The 18,460-nt window shown below is 68.8% G+C and carries 19 protein-coding genes and 2 riboswitches; of the genes, 9 read left to right on the top strand and 10 right to left on the bottom strand.

Annotated elements, in window-relative coordinates; genetic code table 11:
* Positions 1–14: 14 nt before the first annotated feature.
* From BKA02_RS00570 to BKA02_RS00550, 5 genes are all read left to right on the top strand, one after another.
* Positions 15–1,172, top strand: coding sequence for a low temperature requirement protein A (locus BKA02_RS00570; protein ID WP_179430305.1), 1,158 nt, complete (start codon positions 15–17; stop codon positions 1,170–1,172).
* Between the two features lie 204 nt (positions 1,173–1,376).
* Complete coding sequence (locus BKA02_RS00565; protein WP_179430303.1) at positions 1,377–1,934, top strand: dihydrofolate reductase family protein; 558 nt, start codon at positions 1,377–1,379, stop codon at positions 1,932–1,934.
* A 145-nt stretch (positions 1,935–2,079) separates the two neighbouring features.
* The gene (locus BKA02_RS00560; protein ID WP_179430301.1) at positions 2,080–2,826 is read left to right on the top strand and encodes a hypothetical protein; all 747 of its coding nucleotides are present in this window, start codon (positions 2,080–2,082) and stop codon (positions 2,824–2,826) included.
* 51 nt (positions 2,827–2,877) lie between these two features.
* Positions 2,878–3,492 (top strand): class I SAM-dependent methyltransferase, encoded by a 615-nt coding sequence (locus BKA02_RS00555; protein ID WP_343045305.1) that lies wholly within the window; start codon positions 2,878–2,880, stop codon positions 3,490–3,492.
* Positions 3,493–3,584: 92 nt separating this feature from the next.
* A complete protein-coding gene (locus BKA02_RS00550; protein WP_179430299.1) occupies positions 3,585–4,148 on the top strand; it encodes an alpha/beta fold hydrolase in 564 nt (187 codons plus the stop codon).
* Between the two features lie 15 nt (positions 4,149–4,163).
* Here the strand turns inward: BKA02_RS00550 and BKA02_RS00545 are convergent, their stop codons facing one another.
* Both BKA02_RS00545 and BKA02_RS00540 read right to left on the bottom strand, forming a co-directional pair.
* Complete coding sequence (locus BKA02_RS00545; protein WP_179430296.1) at positions 4,164–4,559, bottom strand: barstar family protein; 396 nt, start codon at positions 4,557–4,559, stop codon at positions 4,164–4,166.
* On the bottom strand, positions 4,559–5,134 hold the full coding sequence (locus BKA02_RS00540; protein WP_179430294.1) for a 1-acyl-sn-glycerol-3-phosphate acyltransferase: 576 nt from the start codon (positions 5,132–5,134) through the stop codon (positions 4,559–4,561). Before BKA02_RS00540 ends, BKA02_RS00545 begins: the two co-directional genes overlap by 1 nt.
* Before the next feature lie 150 nt (positions 5,135–5,284).
* Between BKA02_RS00540 and BKA02_RS00535 the strand changes: the two genes are divergently transcribed.
* On the top strand, positions 5,285–5,824 hold the full coding sequence (locus BKA02_RS00535) for a Dps family protein (RefSeq protein WP_179430292.1): 540 nt from the start codon (positions 5,285–5,287) through the stop codon (positions 5,822–5,824).
* A gap of 5 nt (positions 5,825–5,829) precedes the next feature.
* Here the strand turns inward: BKA02_RS00535 and BKA02_RS00530 are convergent, their stop codons facing one another.
* The 3 genes from BKA02_RS00530 to BKA02_RS00520 all read right to left on the bottom strand — a co-directional run bounded on the left by BKA02_RS00530 (position 5,830) and on the right by BKA02_RS00520 (position 8,703).
* Complete coding sequence (locus tag BKA02_RS00530) at positions 5,830–6,480, bottom strand: hypothetical protein (protein ID WP_179430290.1); 651 nt, start codon at positions 6,478–6,480, stop codon at positions 5,830–5,832.
* 108 nt (positions 6,481–6,588) lie between these two features.
* Complete coding sequence (locus BKA02_RS00525) at positions 6,589–6,888, bottom strand: Fe-S cluster assembly protein HesB (protein ID WP_179430288.1); 300 nt, start codon at positions 6,886–6,888, stop codon at positions 6,589–6,591.
* Positions 6,889–7,185: 297 nt separating this feature from the next.
* Positions 7,186–8,703 carry an MDR family MFS transporter gene (locus BKA02_RS00520; RefSeq protein WP_179430286.1) on the bottom strand — a complete coding sequence of 506 codons (1,518 nt, stop codon included), beginning with the start codon at positions 8,701–8,703 and terminating at the stop codon, positions 7,186–7,188.
* Positions 8,704–8,887: 184 nt separating this feature from the next.
* Between BKA02_RS00520 and BKA02_RS00515 the strand changes: the two genes are divergently transcribed.
* Positions 8,888–10,933, top strand: a complete 2,046-nt coding sequence (locus BKA02_RS00515) for an ABC transporter ATP-binding protein (protein WP_218844602.1) — start codon at positions 8,888–8,890, stop codon at positions 10,931–10,933.
* A gap of 73 nt (positions 10,934–11,006) precedes the next feature.
* On the opposite strand, the gene BKA02_RS00510 is transcribed toward BKA02_RS00515, so the two are convergent.
* From BKA02_RS00510 to BKA02_RS00490, 5 genes are read right to left on the bottom strand one after another with little or no spacing between them, the layout of a single operon-like run.
* The gene (locus BKA02_RS00510; protein WP_179430282.1) at positions 11,007–12,167 is read right to left on the bottom strand and encodes a cysteine desulfurase family protein; all 1,161 of its coding nucleotides are present in this window, start codon (positions 12,165–12,167) and stop codon (positions 11,007–11,009) included.
* A 6-nt stretch (positions 12,168–12,173) separates the two neighbouring features.
* Positions 12,174–13,025: a carboxylating nicotinate-nucleotide diphosphorylase gene (gene nadC / locus BKA02_RS00505; protein WP_179430280.1), complete on the bottom strand. Its 852-nt coding sequence runs from the start codon at positions 13,023–13,025 to the stop codon at positions 12,174–12,176.
* A complete protein-coding gene (nadB, locus tag BKA02_RS00500; protein ID WP_246285944.1) occupies positions 13,022–14,527 on the bottom strand; it encodes an L-aspartate oxidase in 1,506 nt (501 codons plus the stop codon). The genes nadC and nadB overlap by 4 nt, the downstream gene beginning before the upstream one ends.
* A complete protein-coding gene (gene nadA / locus BKA02_RS00495) occupies positions 14,527–15,882 on the bottom strand; it encodes a quinolinate synthase NadA (RefSeq protein WP_179430278.1) in 1,356 nt (451 codons plus the stop codon). Before nadA ends, nadB begins: the two co-directional genes overlap by 1 nt.
* A complete protein-coding gene (locus tag BKA02_RS00490) occupies positions 15,879–16,601 on the bottom strand; it encodes an NUDIX hydrolase (protein ID WP_179430276.1) in 723 nt (240 codons plus the stop codon). Before BKA02_RS00490 ends, nadA begins: the two co-directional genes overlap by 4 nt.
* 111 nt (positions 16,602–16,712) lie before the next feature.
* Positions 16,713–16,806: riboswitch (glycine riboswitch) on the top strand.
* A riboswitch (glycine riboswitch) is annotated at positions 16,807–16,905 on the top strand.
* 54 nt (positions 16,906–16,959) lie between these two features.
* Between BKA02_RS00490 and gcvT the strand changes: the two genes are divergently transcribed.
* Both gcvT and gcvH read left to right on the top strand, forming a co-directional pair.
* The gene (gene gcvT, locus BKA02_RS00485; RefSeq protein ID WP_179430275.1) at positions 16,960–18,078 is read left to right on the top strand and encodes a glycine cleavage system aminomethyltransferase GcvT; all 1,119 of its coding nucleotides are present in this window, start codon (positions 16,960–16,962) and stop codon (positions 18,076–18,078) included.
* Positions 18,075–18,452 (top strand): glycine cleavage system protein GcvH, encoded by a 378-nt coding sequence (gene gcvH / locus BKA02_RS00480; RefSeq protein WP_179430273.1) that lies wholly within the window; start codon positions 18,075–18,077, stop codon positions 18,450–18,452. The genes gcvT and gcvH overlap by 4 nt, the downstream gene beginning before the upstream one ends.
* Positions 18,453–18,460: the final 8 nt, after the last annotated feature.

Here is an 18,460-nt window from a genome sequence, read left to right as displayed (position 1 = left end):
CAGAAGGCTTCACCATGACGACATCCCGATTCCGCCTCGTCCCCATGAGACCTCGCGACCCCGGCGAGGAGCGCCGCGCCGCCTCGACGCTCGAGCTCTTCTTCGACCTCGTCTTCGTGGTCGCCGTCAGCATCGCCTCTGTCCAGCTGCATCACGCCCTGTCCGAGGGCCACGTGCTGGACGGCATCGTGAACTACGCGATCGTGTTCTTCGGGATCTGGTGGGCATGGATGAACTTCACCTGGTTCGCCACCTCCTTCGATACCGACGACTGGCTCTATCGGGTTCTCACGATTATGCAGATGGGCGGCGTGCTCGTCCTCGCCTCCGGCATCCAACCGGCTTTCGACGACCACGACTTCTCCGTGCTGATCATCGCCTACGTCGTCATGCGCCTGGCGCTCGTCGCACAGTGGCTGCGCGCCTCGCGATCGGCAGGCCCCGCCCGCCGCGCGACGCTGATCTACGCCGGCGGCATCACTCTGGTCCAAGCCCTGTGGCTGGCCTCGCTGCTGCTTCCGAGATCGATGTTCTTCGTTGCGCTCGTGGTGCTGGTCGCCGCGGAGCTCGCGGTGCCGATCGTTGCCGAACGCACAGGGACGACACCCTGGCATCCGCACCACATCACGGAGCGCTACGGGCTGTTCACTCTGATCGTCCTCGGTGAGAGCCTGCTCGGCTCGGCGAACGCGATCATCGAGGCCCTGCACGACAATGAGGGGCTCGGGTCACTGATCGGACTCGCCTCGCTCGCGTTGATCGCGACCGCAGCGGTGTGGTGGATCTACTTCTGGCCGCCGCACCACCGCGCGATCAGTTCACTCGGCAGATCCCTGGCCTACGGCTACGGGCACTACTTCATCTTCGCGGCGGCGGGAGCGCTCTCTGCGGGAATCGAGGTCGAGATCGACGTCCTGACCGGGCAAGGCGAGCTGCACCAGCCTTGGGCGTCCTTCGCGTACACCATCCCGCTCGCGGTCTTCATCCTCGGCGTCTGGGTGCTGGGGATCCGGCCGCGCGCCGATCGGATCGTCAATGCCGTCGTGCCGCTGGCAGGTGTCCTCGTGCTCATCGATCCGCTGATCCCGGTGCCCTTCGCGCTCACCGCGCTCATCCTCGTCGTCGCCGTCGCCGTGCTCGTCTGGCGCAGACCGCTCGACCAGGCCGTGTGAGCCGGCGTCAGAGGCCCTGGTGCCGGTGGCGGGTCATCCAGACGTCCATGTCGTCTTCCGAGTCGGGAGTGAAGCCGTGCCGCTCGTAGAGGCGGCGAGCAGGTTCAGGGCGATGTCGCGGTATTGCTCTGAGGCCGATCTGACAGAGCTTCGACGGCTCTTCGAGGCGCATCGCAATCGACTTCGGCGATCTAGAATCGCCGGATGGCTCCTCTGATCTTCAGCATCAACGTCACTCTGGATGGCTGCGTCGACCACCGGGAGGGCATCGCCGACGACGAGACACATGCCCACTTCACCCGTCTGATGGACGAGTGCGACGCACTGCTCTGGGGCCGCACCACCTACGAGATGATGGAGAGCTACTGGCCGGCGGTCGCCCGCGGAAGCATCGATGCGCCGCCGGCGATGCGCGAGTGGGCCGTCAAGTTGGAAGCCAAGCCCAAGTACGTCGTGTCGGCGACCCGGAGCGACTTCCCGTGGACCAACAGCCACCGCGTCGTCGGCGACCTGCGCACGGCGGTACAGGACCTCAAGGATCGGCTGGGGAACGGGGTGCTCGTCGGTAGCGGCAGACTCGCGACAGAGCTGGACCGGTTGGATCTGATCGACGAGTACAAACTCCTCATCCACCCCATGATCACCGGCCACGGCCCCACCCTGTATCAGGATGGGCTGCCCCGCACCCGTCGCCTCGACCTGGTCTCGACAGATCCGCTCAGCAACGGCGCGGTTGCGATGCACTATCGACGGGCTAATTGACCGTCGTCGCGGAAGGCGACCACCGGCCGGACCCGACCTCTGGCTCGGCTCGCGCCAGACGTTGGTGTGTGTGTGAACGCGATGGAGTTCCGATTCAGCGTGCTGCGCTGGTTTAACGTGCTGCGCTGGGCGTTACTCTGGCTGCATGAGTGCGAGAAGCGTCATGCCCGCGGCCACGCTTTCGAGTGCCCTTGCCGTTCTCGGGGTGGTCGCTCTCGCGCTCGCCGGATGCACTGCTACCACGGTGCCTATGGCGGACGATCTGTCTCCGACGCCTTCGGCAAGCCAAGGGGCGAGCGCTTCCGAGCCTGAGGTGGAGACCGGCCTCCCGGAGGGCTATGTGGACGTCGGTCATGGGACCTATGTTCCTGCGGACGAAACCGCGGGCTGCGAGTCACCGGCGTACATCCATATCGGCGGGATGAGCGCAGAAGTGACGGGCGAGATCGTGGATCAAGGCGCGCGCGACTTCGCCTCCGGCACCGTGGGGCTCGACGATGAGGGCGCCATCGTGTCATATACCGTTGCGCCCGGTGACGTGCCGACGGTGATCGGTGACCGGCTCTGCATCTACAACGGGATAATGCTCGCGACGCTCAACCACACGCGGGACATTCATCCTGACCAGGTGCTGCGGCTCGACCCCGATCCCACTATTGCGTGGGTGCCGTACTACAACCCGAACGAAGCAGGAGAAGGCTTCCAGCAGATCCCCTATCAGGAGGCCATCGAGGGGATGGGCCGTGCTGCCGATGCGGGCGACGTCGACACCATGCGCGGCATCTGGAATGACAGCCTGAAGGTCATGTTCACGAACCCGGCAGTGATCGATCAGATTCAGAAGGCGCTTGATTCGGGCGACCTGACGGTGCTCGGCCAGATGTTCTCTTGACGTCGCCCCTGGATGCGCCAGGGCGGCAGGTCGAACCGATAACGTCGGCACGTGGATGAATCCGAGAGCGTCGCGGCGGTCCGCGCGGCGTACGGCGAGCGCGCCGACGAGTACGTCGACCTGTTGGGAGACATCGACGCGATGTCGCCGCGGGACCGTGCCCTGATCGCGGACTGGGCGGCGCGGATCGATGGTCGCATCCTCGACGCCGGGTGCGGGCCGGGACACTGGACGGCATATCTGCGTGGGCTCGGAGCTGACATCGAAGGCGTCGATCTCGTGCCGGAGTTCATCGCGAGTGCACGTGCGCGCTTTCCCGATACCGCCTTCCAACGAGGCGCGTTGGAGACTCTCCCGGTGGACACGGGCGCGCTCGCCGGCCTGCTGTCGTGGTACTCCCTGATCCACGTCGAACCCGCCCGGATGCCGACCACCCTGCACGAGTTCGCGCGCTGTCTCGCGCCCGGCGGATCCCTCCTCCTCGGATTCTTCGAAGGGCCGAGAACCGAGCCCTTCGACCATGCGGTGACCACGGCATACTTCTGGCCCGTAGACGCCATGCGTCGTCTTCTTCGGAACGAGGGGTTCGAGATCGTGGACGTCGTCACGCGCTCCGATCCTGGCAGCCGACCGCATGCCGCCATCGAGGCTGTCTCCAACGGATGACGCCGACCCCGATGCCCTGTTCGTGTCGCGCGGCCCGCATAGACTGAGAATTCCCCACTCCCGCGCCGACCATGCCGAAGGACGATCCGCAGATGACGCAGATGAGCATTCTCGACCCCGCCGGACGCGCCGTGCCGTACGCCGTCGAAGGCGACGGCCCCGTCTCGCTCGTGCTGATCTCCGAACGCGAACTGGAAGGCGATGGGTTGGGCGTGGTCGCCCACTACCTCGCGGAGGAGGCGGGCTTCCACCTGGTGCGGATCGCGGCCAGCGGAGCGTCTTCGTCCGTCGATGAGCGCGTGGCCGATGTGCTCGCCATCCTCGACGAGATCGGTCTCGACGACACCTGGATCGGCGGCCACGGCGCCGGGGGCACCGTCGCCCGCGCATTCGCCTCGGCGCATCCGGATCGAGTGAACGGACTCGCACTGCTCGGCGTGGAAGACGTGGATGTTCCGCTGGCTCCTGCCATCCCGGTGCTCATCGTGCAGGCCACGGCTGATGACGTGACGCCCGTGGCCAACGCCGAGGCGCTGCAGGCCACCGCGCCGGAGCGCGCGAGCATCAAGATCGTCGACGGTGCCGATCACCTCTTCCCGGTGACGCACCCGATCGAGACGGCCGTGATCCTCGAGGAATACCTCGACTGGGACTGATCCCGCGGGCTTGCCTCACCGCAGATCGAGCCGAACCCCCGGGTGATCGCCGAACACCTGGCACACGATCTCGAAGTACGTCTTCCCCTCACCATCGAGCAACTGCTCCAGCTGGCGACGGATTCCGCTCTCGTTGAACATGCCGGGCCGGTCGAGCTTCGCTTCCAGCCACCGACGCGTCGTCTCCAGGCCCAGGGCTCTCTCACTGTGGGCGTGACCGTCCCAGACGAACTCGGCGTGCGGCGCGCGCGCGAGATCGTGGTCGAAGCGGTAGAGAACATCATCGAGCGCGTCGAGGTTCGCCCCCATCCGCCAGTCCTCGTCGGCCATGAGAAGCGCATTGAGCTGGTCGTAGAGATCGTCGATGGTGCCGATCGCGGCCCCGTCGATCCGAAAGCGCTCGATGGTCATCAGACCAGGGCCGGCTCTTCGCGCAGCCGGGGCTCCACGCGTCCCTCGGGACGCACGCCGGCCTTGTCAGCATAGAATGCGCGGATCCGGTCCATGTCGGCGACGACGTCTCCGCTGAGCTCGAAGGTCGGGCCGAGCCCTGTCGTCATGGTGGTGCGGTCGACGTATCCCAGGGTCACGGGCATCCCGGTTTCGCGGGCGATGCGGTAGAAGCCCGATTTCCAGTGCGTGTGCGCACCGCGCGTGCCGTCGGGAGTGACGACCAGGCCGAACACGCCGCCATCACGGATCTCGGCGACGACGTCGGAGACCACCGCGCTCGGGTCGGCACGATCGACAGGGATTCCGCCGAGGGCTCGCATGATCGGTCCACGCCACCCGGTAAACAGGCTCTTCTTGCCGAGCCAGCGCACGTCCACGCCGAGCCGCCAGGCGATCGCGAGCATGAGAACGAAATCCCAGTTCGATGTGTGCGGTGCGCCGACGAGCACGGTGGGGCGGTCGGGCGCCGCCTCGGTCGCGAGCCGCCAGCGGCTCAGCTTCCAGAAGACACGGGAGAGGAAACGACGCACCATTCGTCAACGGTAGGCGAAGCGGTATGCGTCCGGGGGCATACGGCCGCGGTGCGGCTGCGGTTCAGTGCCCCCCTTTTCTCGGCGGGGGATGCGTGCCTACGATGAGGCCAGGCGCGCTCTCGAGCGCCCCGGAGAGGACGGAGGACGCTGATGGCGCCGACGAAGAAGACATCGACGGGCAGTACGACGGGGGCGGCGAAGCGGACTCGACCGCAGAACGCCGAGGGCGGTTTCCGCGCGTCCGCCACGATGACCAAGAACCTGCAGGCCGTGCTCGTGGATCTCATCGAGCTCGCGCTGCAGGGCAAGCAGGCACATTGGAACATCGTGGGCACGAACTTCCGCGACCTGCATCTGCAGCTCGATGAGGTCATCGACGCGACGCGCGAGTTCGCCGATACCGTGGCGGAGCGGATGCGCGCCCTGCACGCAGTGCCCGACGGGCGCAGCGCGACGATTGCAAAAGCGACCACGCTCCCCGTCTTCCCCCAGGGGGAGGTGCTGACCACCGATGCGATCGATCTCATCACCGAGCGCATCGAGGCCGTCGTCGGCACGATCCGCGATGTTCACGACGCCGTCGATGACGAAGACCCGACGACGGCCGACATCCTGCATGGCGTGATCGAAGGACTCGAGCAGTTCGCGTGGATGGTGTCGGCCGAGAACCGCACGCCTCGTTCCCGCTGAGCGGCTCAGAGATCGGCGTAGTCGTTGGCGTTGCTGAAGATCTTGGTCACGACGTCAGCGTCGATCGCGAGCATGACGTAGCGCACCCCGACCTGGCCGGGATGAACCAGTGACGTGGTGTTCGGCACCTCTTCGATGTCGACCGCGAGATAGTCGCCGATGCCGTCGCCGTCTTCGTCAAGGCCGATCTCCTGCGCTCCTGCCGCGAGCGCATCCGCTCGCGACGCGCCCAGCGCGATGCCCTGCGCGGTCGAGAATCGCACATCATCGGTCTCTCCGCCGATCCACACCGACGCCGGCCCTTCCTGCGGAACGGTGAGCCGGACAGATCCCCAGTCGTAGAAGGGGAATCCCATCCCGTCCGGTTCCGTGGGCGCGGGCACCGAGCCGAGGAGATCGCCGAGTGCGGCGATGACGCCCTCATGGTCCGTATAGGCGATGGCGGTGCCGTCGACCTCAAGAGCGTCGAGCGTGATGACGGCATCGACGGGCGACGGCGCGGACTCCGGGGGAGCAGAAGCGGATACCGTCGGCGTCGGCGTGGAACTCGCTGACGACTCAGGATGCGGGGCTGTCGGGGCGCAGCCGACGAGAACGCCTGCGATCGCCACGAGCACGAGAGCGGAGGGGGCCAGGAAAGACTTGTGCTGAGGCATGGGGCGACACTAGCAGGGCCCGGCATAAGTCGATGTGCTGACGCGAGAATGCCCCCGGGCAGGGAACTGCGCTCGGGGACATCCTCGAGTCGTGTCGGTCGTGCGGCGTCAGAGCGGTTGGGGGAGGACGGAGAACGACACGGCGCCCTCCTCGTCGACCCCGGCATCGAGAACCTTGTCGTCCAGGGCGATCGCGGCGCCCTCCTCGAGGAAGACGCGCGCGCCGGAGCGTTCGACGATCTGATCCTGCGGCTCGGGTGTCTCGGCGATGTCGACGGCGAGCCGCTGCTCACCGGCAGGGCCCTCGGCCTCTGCCGTGCGGATGCGCAGTCCGGCGTCGTCGGCGTCGGTCTGACGGCTGACGAGCGTGGTCACGATAGCGCTGGCGTTGTCGGTCAGGGCGAGCACAAGAGCTCCTTCCGGTGGCGGACATGCCGCGGCTGCGGTCATGTCCGGGCCACGATGCCTGCTCCGGAAGGACGCTTCAAGCCGAGTCGGGGAATTCTGAGGGTCTTCTCACCTGATGCTCCGGAGCGGGCGTACGATGAACGCCATGTCTGCATCGTCGACTCAGCCGGTCGTTCCGGCACAGAACCTCATTCCGCTCGCCGAGACGTCCGAAGCATCCTGCTGCGGTGTCGACGGCTGCTGCAGCGCACCCGCCGTCGACTGACTCTCCGCCGTCGGCCTTCGTCCGCTGCCGGATCAGTGCCCGTGCGAGGCAGCGCCCTCTTCGGGCTCATCGGGTCGGCGCACGAAGAAGGCCAGCACGACCACGAGCAGCGAGATGACGGCCGCGATGAGGAAAGCGAGGCGCGCGCCCGGGGCACCGGCCACAGGAGTCTCCAGGCCCGCGTGCTCCCCGGCGTGAAGCACCGTCGAGTACGCCACCGTGAGCAGCGCGACGCCGGCGGCGCCGCCGACCTGCTGCAGCGTGTTCAGCACGGCTGATCCGTGTGAGTAGAACCGGCGCTGCAGAGACCCCAGCGACGCCGAGAACAGCGGTGTGAACGACATCGCCAAGCCCACCGACATGAAGGTCTGCACGATCATCAGCATCCACCAGGGCGTGTGCTCGGTGACGGTGGAGTAGAAGAAGAGCGCGGCCGAGACGAGCACGGTGCCCGGGATGAGGAGCACTCGAGGACCCCTGGCGTCGTAGACGCGCCCCATCAGCGGGGCGAGAACACCCATCAGCACCGAGCCCGGCAGCAGGATGAGGCCGGACTCGAGCGCGTTCAGCAGCACCACGTTCTGCAGGTACTGGGGCAGCAGGGTGAGCGTGCCGAACATCGACAGCGCGAGCACCGTCATCATGACGACGGAGATCGTGAAGTTGATCGAACGGAAGACGCGCAGATCCAGCAGAGCGTCGTCGATGCGCTGCAGCACGAGCTGTCGCCAGACGAACAGCGCCAGCGCAACCGCACCGCCTGCGAGCGCGATGGCGCCGGTGATCGGACCATCGCCGCCCTCGCCGCCGAACTGGCTGAGGCCGAACACGATCCCGCCGAAGCCGAGTGCCGACAGGATGATCGAGAGCACATCGATCGGCGCCGTCGTGGTCTCGCCGAGGTTGGTCATCCACTTCGCGCCGATGGCGAGCGCGACCAGGGCGATCGGCAGCACGATGGCGAACAGCCAGCGCCAGTTCAGCGCGTCGAGCACCGCACCGGCCAGGGTCGGGCCGATCGCCGGCGCGAGCGAGATGACGAGGCCGACGCGGCCCATCATCCGACCGCGCGAGTGCGCGGGAACGACGTTCATGATCGTGGTCATCAGCAGCGGCAGCATGACGCCTGTGCCCGCCGCCTGCACCACCCGACCGATGAGCAGCACGGTGAAGCCGGGGGCGATGAGGCACACGAGCGTGCCAAGGGTGAACGCCGTCATCGCGCTGAGGAAGATCTGCCGGGTGCTGAACCGCTGCAGCAGGAAGCCGGTCGTCGGGATCACGACGGCCATGGTCAGCATGAACGCGCTCGTCATCCACTGGCCGAGCTCGGGAGGAAGGCCGAGGTCGACGTTGAGATGCGGGATCGCGATGCCCATCGTCGTCTCGTTGAGGATCGCGACGAAGGCGGCTACGAGCAGCAGCCAGATGACGCGCATCGAGGCGCGGGGGATCTCGGGCGCATCCGTGGTCGTGGCGGATACGCCGGCGTCGGCGGAGGCGATCTGGACAGGGCCGGTGGACGGGGAGCCGGTGTCGACGGCAGACATGGATGACCTCGGTCGGAGTCGGTGGAGCTGGCGGAGGCGGTATCGACGGAACGATGTGTGAAAGAACGATGTGTGAAAGGGGGGGAAGCGTTACAGCCTAACCGACGGCGGCGACACGGCATTCCCGATCCGGAGGGCGGATCGCGGGGCGTCGGTACCCCCGGACTACGCTGACGGGATGAGCATGGGCGGCGGGCGAGCGGGCGGCGGGGGCGGACTGCGCGGAGTGGACGAGGCGGCGCAGCGCAAGCGCAACGCCGAAGCCCCGCGCGTGGACGGGCTCGGGCGGCGCGTCGTCGCCCTGTTCCGTCCCTACCTCGGGCGCATCGTCGTCACCGGCCTGCTCGTGATGCTGCTCGCCGCGCTGGGCGTGATCCCCCCGCTGATCGTGCAACGCGTCTTCGACGAGGCGTTGTTCCCGCCGTCCGGCGGACCCGTGATGAACCTGCTCATCGTGCTCGTCTCGGTGATGATCGGCCTGTTCCTGCTCTCCGCGGCGCTGGGCGTGGTGCAGACGTGGCTCACCTCGACGGTCGGCAACGCGGTCACCGGCGATCTGCGCGTGCGGCTGTTCGAGCATCTGCAGGCCATGGAGCTCGGATTCTTCACCCGCACCAAGACCGGCGTCATCCAATCGCGCCTGCAGAACGACGTCGGCGGGGTCTCGGGGGTGCTCACCTCGACTGTCACGAGCATCCTCGGCAACGTCGTCACGGTCATCGCCTCGCTCGTGGCGATGATCCTCATCGACTGGCGGCTCACGCTGATCGCTGTCGTGATCATGCCGGTGCTCGTGCTCGTGCAGCGCCGGGTCGGTCAGGTGCGGGCGCGCATCGCCGGGCAGACGCAGGAGTCGTTGTCGGAGCTGACGAGCATCACGCAGGAGACGCTGAGCGTATCGGGCATCCTGCTGTCGAAGTCGTTCAATCGGCAGCGGACGGAGTCCCAGCGATACCAGGCCGAGAACTCCAACCAGGTGCGTCTGCAGATCAAGCGTGCGATGAGCGGCCAGGGGTTCTTCGCCGTGGTCAGCGTCATCATGTCGGCCGTGCCCGCCGTCATCTATCTCGTTGCGGGGATGCTGATGACCGGCGGCACCGAGGGGGGGATCACGGCGGGAACCATCGTCGCGTTCACCACCGTGCAGGCGCGCCTGCTCGCACCGCTCGTCGGTATGATGCGCGTCGCGCTGGAGGTGCAGACCTCGCGAGCGCTGTTCGCGCGCATCTTCGAGTACCTCGATCTCGTGCCCCAGATCCAGGAGCGCCCCGGGGCGATCGACGTATCGGAGGCACCGGGGCCCCGCGGACGCATCGAGTTCGACGACGTGCGCTTCCGGTATCCCGACGCCTCGCCGGACGCGCGGCCCACGCTCGACGGCGTCTCCTTCGTCGCTGAGCCCGGACAGCACGTCGCCTTCGTGGGCCCGTCGGGTGCGGGCAAGACGACCATCCTGTACCTCGCGCCGCGCCTGTACGAGGCGACGTCGGGCGTCGTGCGCTTCGCCGGAGCCGACCTTCGCGACCTCACCCTCGAATCGGTCATCGACGACATCGGCATCGTGTCGCAGGAGACGTACCTGTTCCACGCGACGATCCGCGAGAACCTGCGCTACGCCAAGCCCGACGCGACGGATGAGCAGATCGCCGAAGCGTGTCGTTCGGCGAACATCCATCACATCATCGAGGGCTTCGAGCTCGGATACGACACCGTCGTCGGTGAACGCGGCTACCGCTTGTCGGGCGGTGAGAAGCAGCGCATCGCCATCGCACGGGTGCTGCTGAAGGATCCGCCTGTCCTGCTCCTCGACGAGGCGACGAGCGCGCTGGACACGGTGTCGGAGCGCGTCGTGCAGGAGGCGATCGATCAGGTCTCCAGGGGGCGCACGACGCTGTCGATCGCGCATCGGCTGTCCACGATCATCGGGGCAGACGTCATCCACGTCGTGGATGCCGGGCGCATCGTCGAGTCGGGAACCCACGCCGAGCTGCTCGCCGCAGAGGGGCTGTACGCCGATCTCGCGGCTCAGCAGATCTCCGCCTCGCGCGTGCTCGATGCGGCGGGAGACGAGCCGATGCCGATGCCGGATCGCCGAGCTGATCGCGCGCCGGACGATCCGCAGGGCGGACACGCTGTCGACGCGCTCGCCGAAGGGTTCGTCGCGGCGCGGTTCGCGGCTCAGGTGTTCCGCACCGGGACGACGCCCGGCGATGACTGGGTGCAGCCGTAGCACGCGCCCGTCATCGTCGCCTGCCTTCGGAGTCCATCGGAATCGGAGGGTTCATCGGAATCGGATGCTCAGGCTATCCGCTGACGGCGCGCACGGCGTCGGTCACGAGCGCGGCGAGGCGTTCCGGGGTGTCGCCGGGAAGCCCGGTGCGCCCGGTCGTGAACCGCACCGAGGTCTGAGCGATCTGCGGAGCGATGCCGCAGGCGAGGAGCACGGGTGAGGGATCGTCGCTGCCCGCGGCGCACGCCGACCCGCTGGAGGAGACCACGCCGCGGCGCTCGAGTTCCAGCAGCACGGCTTCGCCCGAGGTTCCCGCGAACGTGAAGCTCGCCGTTCCTGGGAGCCGGTGCCCGGGATCGTCGATCTCCGGTGCGCCGGTGAGCGCCGACTGCGGGAGCGCGGCGAGGACGGCGCGGATGAATCGTGCCGTCTCGGCGCCCACCCGCGACGTCGCCTGCGCGCGTTCCGACTCGGCGAGCTCGAGGGCGGTGGCGAGAGCCACGGCGCCTGCGACGTTCTCGGTGCCGGAGCGACGGCCGCGCTCCTGGCCGCCGCCGTGCAGGAGCGGCTCCAGCGGAACGCGTCCGCGCACGATCAGGGCACCGGTGCCCTTGGGGGCGCCGAGCTTGTGACCGGCGACGGCGACGGCATCCGCACCGAGGTCGTCGAGGGGCAGCCAGCCCGCCGACTGGACGGCATCGACGTGCACGGCAACACCGGCCTCACGGGCGACGGCGATGAGCGCAGGTGCGTCTTGCACCGTGCCGATCTCGTTGTTCGCGTGCCCGAACGACACCAGGGCGGTCTCGGGGCGGAGCGCCACCCGCAGATCGTCGGGGCTCACGCGGCCGGCCGCGTCGACGGGCAGGATCGTCGAGGACACGTCGTGGAAGCGTTCGAGGTACGCCACCGATTCGAGGATCGCCTCGTGTTCGATCGCTGTCGTGATCACGTGGTTCCGGCCCCGGGCGAGCGCGGGCAGGACGATGCCCTTGATCGCGAGGTTGTCGGCCTCGGTTCCGCCCGCAGTGAAGATCACCTCGCTCGTGCGTGCACCCAGTACGGCGGCGACTCGTGCGCGAGCGTCGGCGAGGGCACCTGCCGCGGCCTCGCCGATCGTGTGATGGCTCGAGGGGTTGCCGTACTCCCGTGCGAGGAACGGCGCCATCGCAGTGAGCACCTCGGCGCGCACCGGCGAGGTCGCGGCGTGATCGAGGTAGAGCGGCGCGGTCATGGCTGGTCAGTCGATCCGCACATCCAGGCCCAGATCGACAGACCGTGCCGAGTGGGTGAGCGCCCCGACCGAGATGACGTCGACGCCGGTCTCGGCGATGCCGCGCACGGTGTCGAGGTTCACGCCGCCGGATGCCTCGACGACGGCGCGGTCGCCGATGAGCGCGACCGCGGACCGCAGGTCGTCGAGCGAGAAGTTGTCGAGCAGCACCGTGTTCGCTCCGCCGTCGAGCACGGCGGGGATCTGATCGGGGCGGTCGACCTCGACGACGACATGCGTGGTGTGGGGGAGGGTCGCGATGGCGTCGCGCAGCGCCGAGGCCAGATCCGCGCCGTCGCGCTGCAGGACGGCGAGGTGGTTGTCTTTGGCCATCACGGCATCCGACAGGGAGAAGCGGTGATTACGGCCGCCGCCGCTGGTGACGGCGTGCCGCTCGAAGGCACGAAGGCCCGGCGTGGTCTTGCGCGTATCGGCGATGCGCGCACGCGTGCCGGCCATGGCCGCGACGTACGCGGCCGTGAGTGTGGCGATGCCGCTCATCCGTTGGACGAAGTTCAGGCCGATGCGCTCGGCGGTCAGCACCCCGCGGGCGGGTCCGGTGACCGTGGCGAGCACGTCGCCGGGCGAGAACGCATCGCCGTCGGCGAAGTGCAGATCGACCGCGATCGACGGATCGGTGAGTCCGAACGCCGTCGCGAACACCTCTCCGCCGCTGAAGACGCCCGGCTCTCGCGCGACGAGGTCGGCCGTGGCGACGGCATCGGCGGGCAGCAGAGCGGTGCTGGTGACATCGCCCCACGGGGCGTCTTCTTCGAGAGCGGCTCCGACGACGCGGTGCAGAACGGCGGGCGTGATCATGCGACTCCGATCAGGGCGGGGTGGGTGTCGAGATGGTGCGCCCCGACCGAGGCGGGACGGGCCAGTGCCGCCGTCGTGACTTCTTCGGCCAGCGCGAGCAGGTTCGCATCCTCGTGCTCGGCGACGGTGCGCGGCGCCGGGCGGCTCGAGCGCCACGCCCGCACGGTCGACAGAGCCGCGGCGAGCCCGTCGGCGGTGCGCAGGAGCCCGGCGTGCGCCCACATCAGCTCCTGCAGCGCGGCACGGGAGAATACGTGCGGGTCAAGAGCGGTGTCGAAGACGACGGGATGCTCCCGGGTGCCTGCTCGCACGGCGGCCGGGGCGATGACCCCGCGGCGACGCGGTTCCTCGAGCGCAGCGACGGCACGGGCGGCGAAGACGGCTCCTTCGAGCAGCGAGTTCGAGGCCAGCCGGTTCGCGCCGTGCACTCCCGTGCGGGCGACCTCGCCGACGGCGAACAGGCCCGGCACGGTGCTGCGTCCGTTGAGATCGGTGGCGACACCGCCCATCAGGTAGTGCGCGGCAGGGGTGACCGGAATGGGGTCGCGCGCCCAGTCGAACCCGCGCTCGCGCGTGACCCGGTCGATCGTGGGGAAGCGCGCGGCGAGGAGCTCGGCGCCGAGACCGGTGGCGTCGAGCCGCACGGGAGCATCCTGCGCGGATGCGTGCCGCGCCACGGCCCTGGCGACGACGTCGCGCGGGGCGAGCTCCGCCTCCGGATGCTCATCGAGCATGAAACGTCGGCCGTCGGCGTCGACGAGCACGGCGCCGTCGCCGCGCACGGCTTCCGAGACGAGGAACGCCGGCCCTGGTGCGACGAGGATCGTGGGGTGGAACTGCACGAACTCCAGATCGCGCACCACGGCGCCCGCGCGCAGGGCGGCGGCGATGCCGTCGCCGGTGATCTCGGCCGGATTCGTCGTGTGCGCGAACAGCTGCCCTGCCCCGCCGGTGGCGAGGATGACGGCGTCGGCGGAGACGTCGCGCCTCGCGCCGTCGATGAGCAGGAGAGCGCCGCACGCGCCCCCCGGGTCCGTCAGCACATCGACGAGGAAGGCGTGCTCGGAGACGGAGATGTCGGCACGGCGCACCGCGTCGACGAGGGCGTGCGAGATCGCGGCTCCGGTCGCGTCCCCGCCGGCGTGCGCGATGCGCGCCGCGCTGTGCGCGGCCTCACGGCCGAGCAGCAGGCGCTTCTCCGAGTCCCGGTCGAACGCGACGCCGCGGGCGACGAGCTCGGCGATCCGCTCCGCTGCGGCGTTCACGAGCACGTCGACGGCGTCCGGGTCGCACAGTCCCGCGCCCGCCGCCAGGGTGTCTTCGGCGTGGGCCGCGGGGGAGTCGCCCTCTCCGTGCGCGCCGGCGATGCCGCCCTGCGCGAGGCGGGTGGAGCCGTCGCCGAGCGTGCCCTTCACGATCAGGGTCGTGTCGTGTCCGGACTCGCGGGCGTGCAGTGCCGCGGTGAGTCCCGCGATGCCGCCGCCGACGATGAGGACCTTCATCAGCGCGTCTCGACCTGCGCCGGAGTCGATGCCGCCGCCGGCGGCCGGGCGGCGAGCATCCGCTCCAGGGCAAGACGCGCGGGGTCGGCCACGTCGGCGGGCACCGTGATGCGGTTGGGCGTGCGCCCGGCCACGAGCTCTTCCAGCACCCAGGCGAGGTAGCCGGGGTGGATGCGGTACATCGTCGAGCACGGGCAGACGACGGGATCGAGGCAGAAGATCTCATGCTGCGGGTACTGGGCGGCCAGCCGCCGCACGAGGTTGATCTCGGTGCCCACCGCGAAGGTCGTCGGCTCGGTCGCTGCGGCGATCGCCTTTCGAATGTAGTCGGTGGACCCGGCTTCGTCGGCGGCATCGACGACCTCCATCGGGCACTCCGGATGCACGATCACGCGCACCCCCGGATGCTCCGCGCGGGCCTGGTCGATCTGATCGACGGTGAAGCGGCGGTGCACGGAGCAGAAGCCGTGCCAGAGGATCACCTGCGAGTTGACGAGTGCGTCGGCGTCGTTGCCGCCGAGCGGCCGACGGGGGTTCCACATCGGCATCTGCTCCAGCGCGACGCCCATGCCTTTGGCAGTGTTGCGGCCCAGGTGCTGGTCGGGGAAGAAGAGCACGCGGCGTCCCCGGGCGAAGGCCCACTCCAGCACGGTGCGGGCGTTCGACGAGGTGCACACGATCCCGCCGTGGCGGCCTACGAAGCCCTTGATCGCCGCCGAGGAGTTCATGTAGGTGACCGGGATCACCGGAACGCGACCGTCGGCATCCGGTACGTCGAGGGGGCCGAGCACATCGGCCAACTGCTCCCAGCACTCCTCGACCTGGTCGATGTCGGCCATGTCTGCCATCGAGCAGCCGGCGGCCAGGTTCGGCAGGATCACGGCTTGGTCGGCACCGGAGAGCAGGTCCGCGGTCTCGGCCATGAAGTGTACACCGCAGAACACGATCGCCTCTGCACGGCCGTGCTCCTTCGCCGCGGTGGCGAGCTGGAACGAGTCGCCCACGTAGTCGGCGTGCTGCACGACCTCGTCGCGCTGGTAGAAGTGGCCCATGACGATCACGCGGTCGCCGAGGGTCTCCTTGGCCGCCGCGATACGCGCATGCAGCTCGTCTTCATCGGCGTCGCGGTACTCCTGCGGCAGCTCGCCCTGACGCGGCGCGCCCACGGGGATCACATCGCCCATCGAGGAGCCGGGCCCGTATCCGGGGCGGGTGTCGAAGTTCCAGGGGCCGGCGGCGAGGTCGGTGCTGCACGTGTCGTCGGTGGATGCGCCGGAGACGATCGCCTGAATGGCGTGGTCGACCGAGGGGTCGATCGCGTCGGCGAGCGAGGGGTGCGGGAAGAGCGTGGTCATGGCGTCCTCGTTTCCTCGGGGGAGAGCGGGCCTCGATCGGCCAGCGCGACATCGGTGTTGTGGCGGTACAGCCGCGCCGGGCGGTGGCTGCCCGTGCGGAACTCGTCGGTGGGGATGAGATTGCCCGCGGCCTCCACCTGCCGGCGGAAGTTGGCGGGGTCCAGGCGCCGGCCGAGGATCGTCTCGTACGCCTCGCGGAGGTCGGCCAGAGTGAACGCCGGCGGCAGGAAGCCCTGGGCGACACGGCTGTATCCGGCCTTGTTGCGCAACCGCCACAGGGCGTACTCCACGATCCGGTTGTGATCGAAGGCGAGCGTCGGCAGCGATTCGGCATCGTTCCAGGCGACATTGTCGGGGGCGGTGCCGCTGGCCTCGAACGCGGCGCTCTGTGCGTCGACCTCATCGGCGCGCAGGAGCGCCCAGTACACGACCGAGACGACCCGCGAGGGCGAGCGACGCACGGCGCCGAAGGCGTAGAGCTGCTCGAGGTAGCTGGGCGCCAGACCGGTCGTCTCGGCCAAGGTGCGCGCCGCGGCCTCCTCCAGGCTCTCCTGCTCGTCGAGCCAGCCGCCGGGCAGGGCCCAGTCGCCGCGGAACGGATCGCGGGTGCGGCGCACGAGGGGGAGCGCGACGCGCGGAGTCGCCCCCCGGTCGCGTCGCATCGTGAGGATCACCGTGGACACCGCCACGCGAATCCTGCCCCGCTCACTTCTGGTCATGGTGACTCTAACCTCCGAGGTCATCTTATGGTCATCGTTACCCGAAGTCCAACTCCCGTGCACCGCTCCCCGTCGAGCCGATATGCTGAGGGCACAATCGAACACAGGCCGCAGACCCGTGCGGGAGAGTCCGGCGAAGGCAGCCGGACACCGAAGGAGCAAGCCTCCCCGCCAATCTCTCAGGTACCCCTACCGCGCAGGTCAGGCCGCTCTGGAAAGCGATCTCGAGCGAAGCGAACGAGATCCGCCGATGGTGAAAGCCCGATCAGGGCGAAACTCTCAGGCCCATGACAGAGGGGGAGTTCTCGGATACCGTGCATCTCGTACGGCATCCTTCCGACGACAGCGGGAGAACTCCATGACATCGGTCCAGCAGGCCCCCCGATACACGCCGTTGCGCGAACGGCACGAAGCGCTCGGAGCAGCCTTCACGGACTTCGGCGGCTGGCAGATGCCGGTGCGCTACACCTCCGACCTCGCCGAGCACCACGCCGTGCGCGAGGCGGCCGGGCTTTTCGACATCTCGCACATGGCCGAGTTCGAGATCACCGGTGCCGGCGCAGCGACGTATCTGGACTATGCCCTCGCCGGGCGCCTCTCGGCGCTCGCCGAGGGCAAGGCGAAGTACTCGCTGCTGCTCACCGAGCGCGGCGGCATCGTCGACGACGTGATCGTGTACCGCCTGCAGGAGGATGCGTTCCTCATCATCTCCAACGCCGGAAACCGGGATGCCGTGCGCGCAGCACTCACCGAGCGCGCCACGGGGTTCGATGTCACCGTGGCCGACGTCTCCGACGACTACGCGCTGCTGGCCGTCCAGGGCCCGCGCGCGGAGGAGATCGCCTCGGCCGTCGAGGGCATCACCGAGGTGAGTATCCCGTGGGCGGAGCAGAAGTACTACGCCTGGGCATCCGCGCGCTACCACGGTGAGCCGCTGTTCATCGCACGCACCGGCTACACCGGGGAAGACGGCTTCGAGCTGCTCGTGCGCTCCGCAGACGCGCCCGCACTCTGGGATGCCGTGCTCGCCGCGGGCGAGCCGCACGGGATCGTCCCGGCGGGGCTCGCCGCCCGCGATACCCTGCGTCTGGAAGCGGGCATGCCGCTGTACGGGCACGAGCTCTCGCTCGAGACGGCGCCCGCGCAGGCGGGCCTGGGCCGCGTCGTCGTAGCCGACAAGGCGAGCTTCGTCGGCAAGGACGCGCCGGCCCTCGCCGCTGACGCCCGCATGCTCATCGGCCTCGCCGCCGAGGGTCGACGCGCCGGGCGCGCGGGCTATCCCGTCGTCATCGATGACGGCACGATCGTCGGCGAGATCACGAGCGGGGCGCTGAGTCCCACCCTCGGCCACCCGATCGCGATGGCCTTCGTCGACCCCGCCGTCTCCGATGGCGCCACCCCGCTTTTCCTCGACGTGCGCGGAACGAGGATCCCCGCCGTCGTGACCGACCTGCCTTTCTACCGGAGGAAGAAATGACCGATCTGAACAGCCTGCGCTACACCGAAGAGCACGAGTGGGTCGCCGTCGACGGCACCACCGCCACCGTGGGCATCACCGATTACGCCGCCGACAAGCTCGGCGACGTGGTGTTCGTCGAGCTGCCCGCCGTCGGCACGGCCGTGACCGCGAACGCCGTGGTCGGCGAGATCGAGTCGACCAAGTCGGTGGGCGAGCTGTACGCCCCGCTGGACGGCACGATCGTGGAGGTCAACGACGCTGTCGTCGACGACCCCTCGCTCGTCAACTCCGCGCCCTTCGAGAGCGGCTGGCTCGTGAAGATCGAGGTCGCCGAGGGCGCCGCCGATGCGCTGCTCGACCGCGACGCCTACGTCGCGATCACGGAGGGTTGAGCGTGACC

It is taken from the genome of Microbacterium pseudoresistens, from assembly GCF_013409745.1.
Taxonomy (GTDB): Bacteria; Actinomycetota; Actinomycetes; order Actinomycetales; family Microbacteriaceae; genus Microbacterium; species Microbacterium pseudoresistens.
The sequence above is the reverse complement of the archived record's forward strand: the minus strand, read 5'-3'. Positions and strand labels throughout refer to the sequence as shown.